At 59.9% G+C, this 11,443-nt stretch carries 12 protein-coding genes; 2 read left to right on the top strand and 10 right to left on the bottom strand.

Annotation, left to right across the window (positions count from 1 at the left end; genetic code table 11):
* Nucleotides 1–9: 9 nt before the first annotated feature.
* From CO671_RS32465 to CO671_RS32445, 5 genes are all read right to left on the bottom strand, one after another.
* A complete protein-coding gene (locus CO671_RS32465) occupies nucleotides 10–987 on the bottom strand; it encodes a thiamine pyrophosphate-dependent dehydrogenase E1 component subunit alpha (protein WP_097609185.1) in 978 nt (325 codons plus the stop codon).
* A gap of 153 nt (nucleotides 988–1,140) precedes the next feature.
* A complete protein-coding gene (locus CO671_RS32460; protein WP_097609183.1) occupies nucleotides 1,141–2,028 on the bottom strand; it encodes an alpha/beta hydrolase in 888 nt (295 codons plus the stop codon).
* Nucleotides 2,029–2,141: 113 nt separating this feature from the next.
* Nucleotides 2,142–3,872, bottom strand: a complete 1,731-nt coding sequence (locus CO671_RS32455; protein WP_097609181.1) for an ABC transporter permease subunit — start codon at nucleotides 3,870–3,872, stop codon at nucleotides 2,142–2,144.
* Entirely contained in the window at nucleotides 3,865–4,947 is a 1,083-nt protein-coding gene (locus CO671_RS32450; protein WP_097609179.1) for an ABC transporter ATP-binding protein, read from the bottom strand. Before CO671_RS32450 ends, CO671_RS32455 begins: the two co-directional genes overlap by 8 nt.
* A 27-nt stretch (nucleotides 4,948–4,974) precedes the next feature.
* Entirely contained in the window at nucleotides 4,975–6,084 is a 1,110-nt protein-coding gene (locus tag CO671_RS32445) for an extracellular solute-binding protein (RefSeq protein WP_097609177.1), read from the bottom strand.
* Nucleotides 6,085–6,677: 593 nt separating this feature from the next.
* Between CO671_RS32445 and CO671_RS32440 the strand changes: the two genes are divergently transcribed.
* Nucleotides 6,678–7,505 carry a putative hydro-lyase gene (locus tag CO671_RS32440; RefSeq protein WP_097609192.1) on the top strand — a complete coding sequence of 276 codons (828 nt, stop codon included), beginning with the start codon at nucleotides 6,678–6,680 and terminating at the stop codon, nucleotides 7,503–7,505.
* 120 nt (nucleotides 7,506–7,625) lie between these two features.
* On the top strand, nucleotides 7,626–8,564 hold the full coding sequence (locus CO671_RS32435) for a LysR family transcriptional regulator (RefSeq protein ID WP_097609190.1): 939 nt from the start codon (nucleotides 7,626–7,628) through the stop codon (nucleotides 8,562–8,564).
* A 62-nt stretch (nucleotides 8,565–8,626) separates the two neighbouring features.
* On the opposite strand, the gene CO671_RS32430 is transcribed toward CO671_RS32435, so the two are convergent.
* From CO671_RS32430 to CO671_RS32410, 5 genes are all read right to left on the bottom strand, one after another.
* Nucleotides 8,627–8,920, bottom strand: coding sequence for a putative quinol monooxygenase (locus CO671_RS32430; protein WP_010031848.1), 294 nt, complete (start codon nucleotides 8,918–8,920; stop codon nucleotides 8,627–8,629).
* A gap of 57 nt (nucleotides 8,921–8,977) precedes the next feature.
* Complete coding sequence (locus tag CO671_RS32425; protein ID WP_097609176.1) at nucleotides 8,978–9,427, bottom strand: OsmC family protein; 450 nt, start codon at nucleotides 9,425–9,427, stop codon at nucleotides 8,978–8,980.
* Between the two features lie 114 nt (nucleotides 9,428–9,541).
* On the bottom strand, nucleotides 9,542–9,958 hold the full coding sequence (locus CO671_RS32420; protein WP_097609175.1) for a heme-binding protein: 417 nt from the start codon (nucleotides 9,956–9,958) through the stop codon (nucleotides 9,542–9,544).
* A gap of 37 nt (nucleotides 9,959–9,995) precedes the next feature.
* Nucleotides 9,996–10,751 (bottom strand): SDR family NAD(P)-dependent oxidoreductase, encoded by a 756-nt coding sequence (locus CO671_RS32415; protein WP_097609172.1) that lies wholly within the window; start codon nucleotides 10,749–10,751, stop codon nucleotides 9,996–9,998.
* Nucleotides 10,752–10,802: 51 nt separating this feature from the next.
* The coding region (locus CO671_RS32410; RefSeq protein WP_141514512.1) for an alpha/beta fold hydrolase at nucleotides 10,803–11,443 on the bottom strand (641 nt) is incomplete at its 5' end.

The raw sequence follows: 11,443 nt of genomic DNA, 5'->3' as shown, positions 1-11,443 counted from the left end.
TCGTCGTCCTTACAGATACTTGACGTAGACGTCGGTGGTCAGAGCCGACAAGGGCGGGAAGGGTGCGGCGCGCGCGGCAGCGACGGCGCGGTTGATTTCGGCGTCAACCGCCCGATCGACGGCGTCGAGTTCGGCCGCCTCGAGCAGCGACACCTCGGCGACCCGCTTGCGGAAGTTGACCAGGCAGTCGCGCTCCCGGCGCATCGCCGCCTTTTCCTCCGGTGTGCGGTAGTTGTCGGGATCGCCGCTATAGTGGCCGTAATAGCGCGGCACATGGACGTGCAGCATCGTCGGCCCGCCACCGTTGCGGGCGCGGGCAACGGCTTGACCGGCCGCCTCATAGACGCTGAACACATCCGTCCCGTCGACCTCGATGGCGGGGATGTCGAAGCTTTCGGCGCGGCGGGTGAAGCTGCCGGCGGAGACATGCGCGTTGGCGGTGGCTTCGCCGAAACCGTTGTCCTCGATGACGAAGACGATCGGCAGCATCCAGATCTTGGCAAGGTTGAAGCTCTCGGACATGACGCCCTCGTTCATCGCGCCGTCACCGGCAAAGGCGACGGCGACGTGCCTGGTGCCGAGAAGCTTGGCGCTCAGGGCTGCGCCGCAGGTGATCGGCGCGCCTGCCGCGACGATGCCGTTGGCGCCGAGCATGCCCTTGCGCAGGTCGGCGATGTGCATCGACCCACCCTTGCCGCCGCAGGTGCCGCTCGCCTTGCCGAACAGTTCCGCCATCATGCTGTCGATGTCGACGCCCTTGGCGATCGAATGACCATGGCCGCGATGGGTGGAGGAGATGTAGTCGCCCTCGTCGAGATGCAGGCAGACCCCGACGGCGCTTGCCTCCTCACCGGCATAAAGATGGGTGTTGCCGGGAATGTCGCCGCTTGCCATCTCGTCCATCACCCGCTCTTCGAAGCGGCGGATCATCCGCATGTTGCGGTAGACCTCGATCAGCTTGTCCTGTGGTAGCTGCAAACCAGACATTGCTTCCCTCCTTTGTGATCTCTGCGGCATATGTTGATGCGTGCCGTTCGCACCGTCGTCGGCGCTGAAACGGCGGGCTGCGGTCGATCACCGCGATCAACCGCAGCCGGAACAACCCATCCCTCTTGGGCAGGATGGGTTGTCGATACGGGTTCACCTGAAAAACTGCAGGAGCTCGCGCACCAGCGCGTCCGGTTGTTCTTCTGCCAGATAGTGGCCGCAGTTTTCGATCGCGGTTCCACGGACATTGGTCGCGATCTTCTGCAGTTGTGCGACGAGGTCAGGCATGGAACCTTGATCGGCGCGCACGGCCAGGACCGGCATTTCAAGCTTTCCCTTGGCGGCAAGCTCCCGGTTTTGCTCCGCCGATAACGACACTGCCCGGTAATAGGCAAGACCACCCTTCAGGCCGCCATAGAGGAAAACGCGCAGGTATTCGTCGAAATCGCTTTCGGAAAACACTTGCGGATTGGCCGCTTTGCGTTGCAGGAACCAGTTGAGATAGATGTCTTCCCGACCTTCAATGAGCGCCTCCGGCAAGTCGGGGACGTTGTGAAAGGCAACGTGCCACGTGCGCCAGGCGACTTCGGGCGACCAGGGCAGAGCATCGGGAAGACTGATGCCGGGGATTCCCGTATCGAGAATGGCCAAACCAAGAACGCTGTTTCCGTAAAGCGCTGCGTAGGGATAGGCGACCCAGGCGCCGATATCATGGGCGACAAGGTAGTGCCGATCGGCACCCAGTTTTTCGACAAGGCCGCGCACGATCTTGGCAATGCCTTTCGTATCGCAGCCGCCAACCGGGCGATCTGAATCACCTTGTCCGGGGAGATCCAGGGCAATGACCCGGTATTTGGCGGCGAGCGCCGGCAGGATTTTACGCCACGCGTACCAGCTCTGGGGGAATCCGGCGAACAATACGACCACCTCGCCGTCTGGACGCCCTCCGCTGACATGGTGCAGCCTCACGCCGTTGACCGTCGAGAAGCCTCGGTCAAATCCCTCGATGCCGCTCATCGGCCAATCCAGTCTTTCCACCATCGCAGTCTCCTTCTTTAGAAAACGCATCCTTGGGCGGATGACGCATCAAACGGCGCTCATCCGATTGTCGTTACCGCCCCGTCCTGGTCGACGAGAACCCATCTCGCTGCTCGTCAGCGGGCTGCGCGGGCGTGCTTCGCGGCAGTTTTCCAGTTGCCGATCGTGACGATGACAAGACACATGATCAGCAGGATCGAGAACACCGCGTTGACCGATGGCGTGAAGCCAAAGCGCATCTGGTTGAAAACCCAGATCGGCAGGGTCGGTGCTCCGCCCGACAGGAACAGGGTCACCATGACATCGTCTGCCGAAAGGGTCAGGCCGAGAAACGCGCCGGCCAGGATCGTTCCCTTGATCATTGGAAACAGCACATGCACGAAGCTTTGCCAGCGGCTCGCTCCAAGATCCAACGATGCTTCCATGAGGCTGGGATCGAGTCGGCGAAGCCGAACGAGCAGCAGCAGAAAGGTCACCGGCATGACGAAGCTCATCTGTCCAATGACGATGCGGGTGATGCCTGAGGGAATTCCGAAGATCTCCGTTCCGAGAACCATCTCGATCCCCAGCACGACGCCCGGTGTAGCGATCGGAAGCGCGAACACCATTTCATAGAAGCGGGCACCCTTCAGCTTGGCGTAGTGGACAATCAGCGCAAATATCGTTCCGACCAGGACCGATATGGAAACCACGCATGCTGCCACGATCACCGAGCGCTGAGCCGCTTCGATCAAGGAAGCATCGTTCAAGAGCTGGTGGTACCAGTGCAGCGTCAACCCTTCCAACGGAAGCGTTTGAAGGTTTGCGGAGTTGAACGAGAAGAGGATGATGATGGCGAGCGGCGCATAGAGATAAGCAATGGCCGCGATATAGCCGATCCCTCCCAAACGCCGGCCGAAGCCGGTCGAGCTTGCCCCGTTCGACGATGGGGACTGATCGCTTTCTCCGCCGACCATGACCCCCCGCACCGGGGTCAGGGCGATGATGATGCCGAGAAGCACCACGACGCTCAGCATCAGGGCGACGGCAACCGCAGCCCCATAGGGCCAGTTGTTCGCAAAGCCGAATTGGGTCGAGATGACGACGCCCAGTGTGGTTCCGTCGATACCGCCGATCATTGCCGGTGTGACGAAATCGCCAACGGTCACGAGGAAGGCGAGCGAAAAGCCAATTGCCAGATTTCGGCGTGTCAGGGGCCAGATCAGATGACGGAATGTCTGTAGCGCCGTCGCCCCTGAATCCTCCGAGGCTTCAATCAGATCGTTTGGGATCTTCTCGAAAGCGCCCATGGTGGAAATGAAGATAAAAGGCACCGAAATGTAAGCGAAGACGATGATGACGGAACTTGGGCTGTAGAGAAACGCCTCGGACGGAGCATCGAGAATCCCGCTCGAGACCAGAAAGCCGTTGAGAACACCGGATTGGCCAAGGATGACGCGCCATGCAAAGATCCGCATGAGCAGGCTGATCCAGAGAGGCAGGACGATCAGCATCGTCAGAAGCGCTTTGTTCCGTTTGGCGACGCGCCCGACATAGAAAGCGAGCGGATAAGCGATGAGGGTCGCGAATATGCAGGCAAAGAAGCTGAACGAGAGCGTTCTGATCAGCAGGACCCAGAAGCCCGCCGAATTCCACATCCTCGAATAGTTGACCAGCGACGGCTCGAAGATGATGACGCCCGCCGAGCTCTTCAGGAAGCTTATTCCGACCAGAAGCACGTTCGGCAGGACAACGATCAGAAACAGCCACGCCAATACCGGCACGCTCGAAAGGCGAAGGCCCAGCGGAAAACGTGCATGCCGCGCAGCGGCGCGTGCGGGCAGTGCCGGTGCAATGATCTCAGTCATGGAAGACCTGCGTGTTTGCTGCATCGAAGGCGACCTTGACCGGCTGGCCCACCGTGAATGTCGAGTGGCGCACTGCCGGTACCGTGCCGATGAGATTGACGCCGCCGCAGCGGACGTTCACCTCGCAGTTGGTGCCAAGGAAAAGGACGTCTTCCACGACGCCGGGAATGGTGTCGGGCGCCCCTTCCGCCTCATCGAGCGGTTTCACCTGTATCGCTTCGTACCTGATCGCCATCCGCGCCGTTCCGCCCTTTTTGGCAGTCAGTCCCGGAACCTTGATCCCCTCCACGCGTCCCACGAATCCGGTATCGGACGGTTCGAAATTGACGGCGACGAGATTGGAGCGGCCGACGAAACGCGAAACGAACTCGTTTTGCGGGGCAAAGTATATTTCGCGGGGGGTGGCGAGCTGGGCAATCTTGCCGTCCTGCAGGACGACGACGCGGTCGGACATCGACAGGGCTTCGCCCTGGTCGTGCGTCACATACATGAATGCGATGCCGAGCTCTTTCTGCAGCGCCACCAATGTGTGTTGCATTTGCTGGCGCAAGCGGAGATCGAGAGCGGCGAGCGGTTCGTCGAGAAGCAGAAGTCTCGGTCGCGATACGATGGACCGAGCCAGCGCAGCGCGCTGACGCTGGCCGCCGGAAAGCTGGTGCGGAAACCGATCGGCAAACGTCGCCATTTCGGTAAGCGCCAGCGCTTCCTCGGCTTTTGTCCGCCGGGTCGGCTTCGCCTCGCCCTTCATCCGGAGCGGATATTCGACGTTTTCCCGCACCGTGAGGTGCGGGAAAAGGGCATAGCTCTGGAACACGGTTCGGACATCGCGCTTGTTCGGAGCGACTGAGTTGACCACCTCGCCTGCCATGACGATTTGACCGGTATCAGGCTTTTCGAAACCGGCCACCGTCCTTAGAATTGTCGTCTTTCCAGAGCCGCTCGGCCCGAGGATCGAAAAGAACTCCCCGGGCTTGACCGAGAAAGACACCTGGTCAAGTGCCGGTTTTTGGGCGCCATCATAGGTTTTCGAAACGCCGACGAGCGAAAGCACGGAGCCGGTTTCATGTGTTCCCATTGTCGTTCTCCAGCTGGATTGCGGGCGTCAGAGCGTGCCGGCCAGGAAGTCATTCCAGAGCTGAATACGACGTTCGACATCCTCGGGTTCTTTGAAGAAGACGAGATTGTCCTTGAAGCTCGGATCATCGGAGTCGAGAATATTGGTGTTCTTCAGCTCGTCTTCAGTCAGACCGGCTTCGCGCGCCGCCACCGGCGTCAAAACGCCGTTGCTTCCCGAAAATTTCATGAACCGCGCCTGCCACTTCGCAGACATGGTGTCATTGAGGAATTTGTAGACGACGTCACGCTGTCCTTTCGGGGTGACAAAGGTCCCTTCGATCCAGGCAGGCGTGCCTTCCTTCGGCAGGGAATATTTGGCGTTGAGCCCTTTCTTCTTCAGGATGTTGACGACGGTCACATTGTGGCAGTAGCCGAGAATCGCTTCGCCCGAGGCATAGACGTTTGCGGCATCGTCGAAGCCTCGGGTGACCACGCGCACCTGGGCTCGCAGCTCCCGCAACGCATTGGTGACGAGGGTGAACTCGTCCTCGGTCAAATTGAACGGATTTTTCGCACCGACATATAGCGCGACCATGGGGATCGTGACGGTCGCGTCATCGAATATCGTGACTTTCCCCTGATAGGTCTTGTCCCAAAGGGCGGCCCAGCTCGTCGGCGCAGACTTGATAGCATCGGCGTTATACTGCAGGGGCTGCGTTCCCCAGTGCAGGGGGATGCCCATCAGTGCGCCGTCGACCGTCAGCGGCTCGCGCCAGTTCAGCCCGGGCAGGATGTTGGAAATATTGGGGACCTTCGAGATATCGAACGGAGTGATCTGGCCCGCCTTCTTCAGCCGGCCCGCTGTCGAGGCCTCCGAATAGATGACATCGGGCTTCACGGCGCCGGACTGAAGCTGGGCGAATACTTCATCGAGCGAGGAGATGATCACCGGCTTGATTTCGGTCCCGTGGGCCGCCTGCCATTCCGCGATCCACTCCGGTTCGTCATAGGTCTCCCACGTCAGCAAAGTGATTGGCTCTTCCGCTGCCCATGCGCTCCTGATGACGGCTGGGGCAAAGAGAGACGCGGATAGAGCTGCGCCCCCGAACTTCAAAGTCTGGCGGCGGGTGATGGATAGAGACGTTTTGTCGGTCATCGCTGACTCCCTTCTGACAATGTTGAAACAGACTGCAGAAGGGGCGTTGCCCGCCACCACTGCTCCCCTTGGTTTATTGATCAACCTAACGTTCGTTAGGTTGATGAGGGAGTATTGCTCCGTATTCGGCGCCTGTCAACCAAGTAAAACTAGGTATATGTTATTGTTTTTACTTGGAAATTTGCCGCGCCGAAGTGCGCTCCTCAAATCGTTTGAAATGAGAATTGCAGCGGAGTTGGATCGCGGTTTCGAGCTCTCGGGGTTACGGACAAATTCGCAGATGGCAATTCGTCTTAGCTTGCGGCAACCGCCGCCATTCCCAGGAGTGATGACACGAATGACCTCCCAATCATGGTGTTTCACTGCGGATTTTCCTGCCAGACCGGCCGGAGGTCAAATCGTCGTTGGCGATGGGGTCTGATAACGCAGTTCTATCAGCGGCGCCGGAAACGATTGGCATCAACCAGCTAAGAGCCGCTTACGTTGCGTGATCAGCAGAATCTATCTCGGGTCATCGAATATGGAGATTTGACGAAAGGGCCTGGAATCGCGAGTTCTTGCACAAGTGTGTGCATGAGAACAGGGACCTGGTGATGGACAGGCTTGAAACGGTGCTGGATCGTCAGCCGGAGCAGATTCGCCACGATGTCAGGACTGGCGCGATCGCCGGGCAGACTTCCGGGTTGGCCCCAGGTTTTGCGCAAGGAAACCTGGTGATCCTGCCAAAGCAGTGGGCGACCGATTTTCTGAGGTTTTGCCTGGAAAATCCCAAGCCATGCCCGTTGCTCGCCGTCGGAAATCCCGGCGATCCGTCCCTCGCCAAGGCCGGTAAGAACATCGACATCCGGTCCGATGTTCCGAGTTACCGGGTTTTCCGCGACGGAAGGCTGGTGGAGGAGATCGCCGATATCCGCCACATCTGGCGGGATGATTTCGTTTCCTTCTTGATCGGCTGTTCGTTTTCCTTCGAGTGGGCTCTCTTGAACGCGGGCATTGGCGTTCGTCATATCGAACTCGGTTCGAATGTACCGATGTACAGGACGAATATAGATTGCGTATCGGCTGGCCCGTTCTCCGGGCAGTTCGTGGTCTCGATGCGACCGATGAAGCCGGCCGATGCCATAAGGGCGATCGAAATTACAGCGGCAATGCCGCAGGTCCATGGGGCGCCGGTGCATTTCGGTGATCCCCTGGCGATTGGGATCAGCGATTTGTCCCATCCCGACTTCGGCGACAGCGTTCCGGTCAAGGAAGGTGAAGTGCCTGTCTTCTGGGCGTGTGGCGTCACGCCGCAGGTGGCTTTGGCGCAGGCTAAGCCGCCGATCGCAGTGACCCATAGTCCTGGATGCATGCTGATCACGGATATACGCGACGAGAATCTTCTGAACGGGACGTTCCGGTTCGAGGCGCCAGCCCTATAGTGCGAAGACTCGGTCTCGTGACACAGGCGAGGAGATTGCCTATCCTCTCGCCGAGGCAGCTTGCATCCGGTCTCATAGTCGTCAATGGTTACCCGTTGTTGTTGAGAACAGGTGGGCCTGATGATTGACCTGCGCACCTTGGAGACCTTCTGTATTGTGGCTCAGACGGGCGGCTTCCACCGTGCCGCCGAAAAGCTCCACACCACGCAGCCGGCGGTTTCCGCGCGCATTGCGCAGCTTGAACAGGAGCTCAAGGTGCGGCTGTTCGAGCGGGACAAGCGTGGCAGCCGTCTCACGGTCAAAGGGCGTGAAATTCTGAAATATGCAGAGCGCATGCTGGCGCTCCGGACCGAAATGGTGCTCGCCGTGGCCGGCGCGAATGCCTTGGAGGGGACCGTGCAGCTCGGTGTATCGGACACCATCGTCCACACATGGCTGCCGGAATTGCTAAAGCGACTGAACCATGAATACCCGTCCATCACACTAGAAATCAACGTCGACGGGTCCGCCAACCTCGCAGCCGCCCTTCAGGAAAACAGCATCGATGTCGCATTCCTCATGGGACCGGTGATTTCAGGAAACGTCGCCAATCTGCCGCTTTGCGAATATCCCCTGAACTGGGTGGTTCCGGCGGGCTTCCCCTTGGGGCCGGAGGCCGTGACGCTGGAGGAGCTCACGGCATTTCCGATCATCACCTTTGCACGACAGACCCAACCTTTTCGGGAACTCACGGAGCTTTTCAATAGGGCCCATCAGCAGCGCGTCCGGCTGTTTCCGAACTCCTCGCTGTCTTCGATCGTTCGCATGACCCTTGATGGTATTGGAATTGCCGCCATACCTGTCGAGGTCGTCTCGGATCACCTGGCAAGCGGCAAGCTGCGGGTGCTGACGACTGTCGGCCACACAATGCCGACCATGGCGTTCACGGCAAGCTTTATCAAACGTCCCGAAACGCACTTGAATGGCGTCGTGGCCCAGCTGGCGCAGAAAGTTGCGGGACAATACGGACTGCTTTCGGGTGGTCTTCCAGCCGAAGACCACCCGATCGGTGCCGATTGATCGGGTGTGGCTTTGTCATGTGCAGCCCGTGGCAGTCTTGCGCCGGGAGCCTGTGGGCCGGGTCAGGAGATGCGCTTGTACTTGTCCAACTTGACCGACTGGATCCATTGACCGGCGCGGGCGCCGAACGCCTTCATTGACTCGGTATTGTTGTGGACTTCCAGCGATTGCTCGTCCTCCCAGATCTCGTAGAAGACGAACTCGCCCGGGCGCTCCAGCGATTCATGGAGATCATACTGGACGAATCCCGGCTCCGTTTGCGCGATCGGGATCAGGGTGAGGAGCGCCTCGCGAAGCTGCTCATGTTTTCCTTCGTGCGCCGTTACCGTGGCGACAACAACAAGCTTATCTTTCATTCCGCACCTTCCTTTCGACAATGAGAAAACGTGTACGACCACCGCTGCCGTTGGAGGTCAGCCCAGTTCGATCGACACGTGGGTTTTGATCGAATTTGCGATGAAGCATCCTTTATGAGCCCGATGATGCAGTCGAGACAGCGTTTCGCGATCGGGCTGTTTCTGCGAACTAAAGGATGTTTTGGGATGGAGAATGATATCCGATACCCAGAAAGATCCATCCGGGTTCTTCGATACCTTGCCGACGGCATCATCCTCGTAGCTGCTGACGATATAGCCGTTCCCCTCGCAGATCGCCAGGAAGTAGAGCATGTGGCAGCTTGCCAGGGCGTTGACGAGAAGCTGCTCCGGATCGGCAAGTTCGCTGTTTCCGAGATAGGCAGACGCGGCAGACACCGCCACCGAGACCTGCGCGCTATATGTCGCCTTATGATCCCGGCTGTAGGTTGCCGGTTGTTGCGCGTGCGGCGCTGCCTTCCATTCGAGGCGGATAGAGTGCTCAGACATGATATCATCCTGATTGTTCGGCTTGGGGACGTATTCCCATTGCCAGCCATGGAAAGTTGGGGCGCTGCCGCCTCAATGGCGGCGGCGCCCCTGGTTCGAGCGTGTCAGGCACGCTTAACCAGCTTGCAGCACCGCCACCATCACTTCAGCAATGGCGATATCGGCCTCCACCGGCCCGCCCGAGGCGCCCACTCCTCCGATGACGGTCTTTCCGTCGCGCACCGGCAGGCCGCCACCGAAAACAACGAACGGCCGGCGCCCGCCGAGGGCATCCAGCCCGTAGAGCGCGGCGCCCGGCTGGACCAGCTCCAGCCAGTTGCCGGAGGGCGAGCGCAGGGCAAGAGCGGTGTACGCCTTGCCCTGCGCGATTTCGACGGTCGACAGCGCAGCGTCGTCGGCGCGCAGGAAGGCAAGCAGATTGCCGCCGGCATCGACGATCGCCAAGGAAGAAGGCTCGCCGAGCTCTCTTGCTTTGGCTGCGCCGGCCTCAAGGGCTTTGAGAGCCGCCTCATGTGAAATCAACTTGATCATGTTCTCGCCTTTCTGTGCTTTCGATCGTTGCCCGCAATCAGTTGTAGATGCCGCCGTCGACGTTGATCGCCTGGGCCGTCACGTAGGAAGCCTCGTCGGAGGCGAGATAGACGAAGAGCGGCGCGACCTCCTGGGGCGTGGCTTGCCGCCCAAGCGGAATGACGATCGGGACCAGCGATTCCTGCTTTTCCCGACCCCCGATGAAATCGATGACCGGCTGGTTGAACGGCGTGTCGATCCATCCCGGGCACACGGCATTGACCCGGATACCGTCGCGCGCCAGTTCGATTGCGAGCGTGGTTGTGAGGCCGATGATCGCGGCCTTGGACGAGGAGTAACCGACCAGGCCCGGGGCGCCGCGCTTGCCGGCGAGCGAGGACATCATCACGATGGAAGACTTGCCGGCGGCCCGCAGATGTTTCACCGACTCCCTGGCGAAGATAAAATTGGCGCGGACATTGATGGTGAACACCTTGTCCCAGTCACGCGTGGAAAAGTCTTCGACCCTGCCGGAAAGCTGGATGCCGGCATTCAGGCAGAGCGTGTCCATCCCCTTCATCCAGGCGACCGACTGGTCGATTGCCGCCTTGATTTCGTCTTCCTGCGAAATATCCGCCTTGAAAAACCGAACGCGGTCGCCGAACCGCTTTTCGACTTCGCTGCCCTTGGCAGCGTCGATATCGACCACAGAAACGGTTGCACCTTCGGCAACAAAAGCCTCTAGAATGGCAAGGCCGATATTTGCTACGCCTCCGGTTAGGAGGACGCGCTTTCCTGACAAACGTTGAGACATGGATGTACTCCCGATTTGATGGTTAGGTTCGTTTTGTCGGGCCCAGCCCGATTATTGTGAGGCTTTCCTGATATTTTCGAGGATTGCCTGGTTGACGGTGGCGGATGCCTCCATTTGCGGCATATGGCCGGTATCGGGCAGGATGCGCAGGGTGACGTTTGCCGGGAGGGTGCCGGCGTCTGGGACGGGCACGATCTGGTCCTGTTCGCCCCAGATCAGCATGACGGGGCAGTTAAGACCGGCAAGCGTCTCACGGATCGACAGCAACTGGCCGTCTTCTCCGGCGATGGTGTCGGCGATTGCCGTCAATGCCTCCGGCACGCCTTCGAGACGTTTGAAGCGCAGGGTTCCTTCGACCATGTCGTTGGTGATCTTGGAGGGATCGGCAAACAGCCGCTCGAGCACGTTCAGAAGCGGCCGGCGCCGTTCGGCGGCGACGAAGTCGACCAGGAAGTCGCGGCTCATCTGCCGGCTCAAGCCGACCGGCGCGATCAATGTCAGCGACGCCACGCGCGACGGCTGGGCGGCGGCGATCCGTGCGGCGACGGCGCCGCCGAAGGAATGGCCGACGAGATGGAGCCTGCCGGGCGCGAGATCCCGGAGCGCGGCGCTGACGGCCGAGGCTATCTTGGCAAGCACATCACCGTCGACGGGCGACGAGGCGCCGTGCCCCGGCAGATCGACCGCGACCG

The sequence above is a fragment of the Rhizobium sp. M10 genome, from assembly GCF_002531955.1.
In the GTDB taxonomy this organism is placed as follows: domain Bacteria; phylum Pseudomonadota; class Alphaproteobacteria; order Rhizobiales; family Rhizobiaceae; genus Rhizobium; species Rhizobium etli_C.
The sequence above is the reverse complement of the archived record's forward strand: the minus strand, read 5'-3'. Positions and strand labels throughout refer to the sequence as shown.

Bases quoted from the DNA above. Each gene is read 5' to 3' on its own strand.
- CO671_RS32445 (WP_097609177.1), bottom strand. From the start codon at position 6,084: ATGACCGACAAAACGTCTCTATCCATCACCCGCCGCCAGACTTTGAAG.
- CO671_RS32465 (WP_097609185.1), bottom strand. From the start codon at position 987: ATGTCTGGTTTGCAGCTACCACAGGACAAGCTGATCGAGGTCTACCGC.
- CO671_RS32450 (WP_097609179.1), bottom strand. From the start codon at position 4,947: ATGGGAACACATGAAACCGGCTCCGTGCTTTCGCTCGTCGGCGTTTCG.
- CO671_RS32460 (WP_097609183.1), bottom strand. From the start codon at position 2,028: ATGGTGGAAAGACTGGATTGGCCGATGAGCGGCATCGAGGGATTTGAC.
- CO671_RS32425 (WP_097609176.1), bottom strand. From the start codon at position 9,427: ATGTCTGAGCACTCTATCCGCCTCGAATGGAAGGCAGCGCCGCACGCG.
- CO671_RS32415 (WP_097609172.1), bottom strand. From the start codon at position 10,751: ATGTCTCAACGTTTGTCAGGAAAGCGCGTCCTCCTAACCGGAGGCGTA.
- CO671_RS32420 (WP_097609175.1), bottom strand. From the start codon at position 9,958: ATGATCAAGTTGATTTCACATGAGGCGGCTCTCAAAGCCCTTGAGGCC.
- CO671_RS32430 (WP_010031848.1), bottom strand. From the start codon at position 8,920: ATGAAAGATAAGCTTGTTGTTGTCGCCACGGTAACGGCGCACGAAGGA.
- CO671_RS32435 (WP_097609190.1), top strand. From the start codon at position 7,626: ATGATTGACCTGCGCACCTTGGAGACCTTCTGTATTGTGGCTCAGACG.
- CO671_RS32440 (WP_097609192.1), top strand. From the start codon at position 6,678: ATGGACAGGCTTGAAACGGTGCTGGATCGTCAGCCGGAGCAGATTCGC.
- CO671_RS32455 (WP_097609181.1), bottom strand. From the start codon at position 3,872: ATGACTGAGATCATTGCACCGGCACTGCCCGCACGCGCCGCTGCGCGG.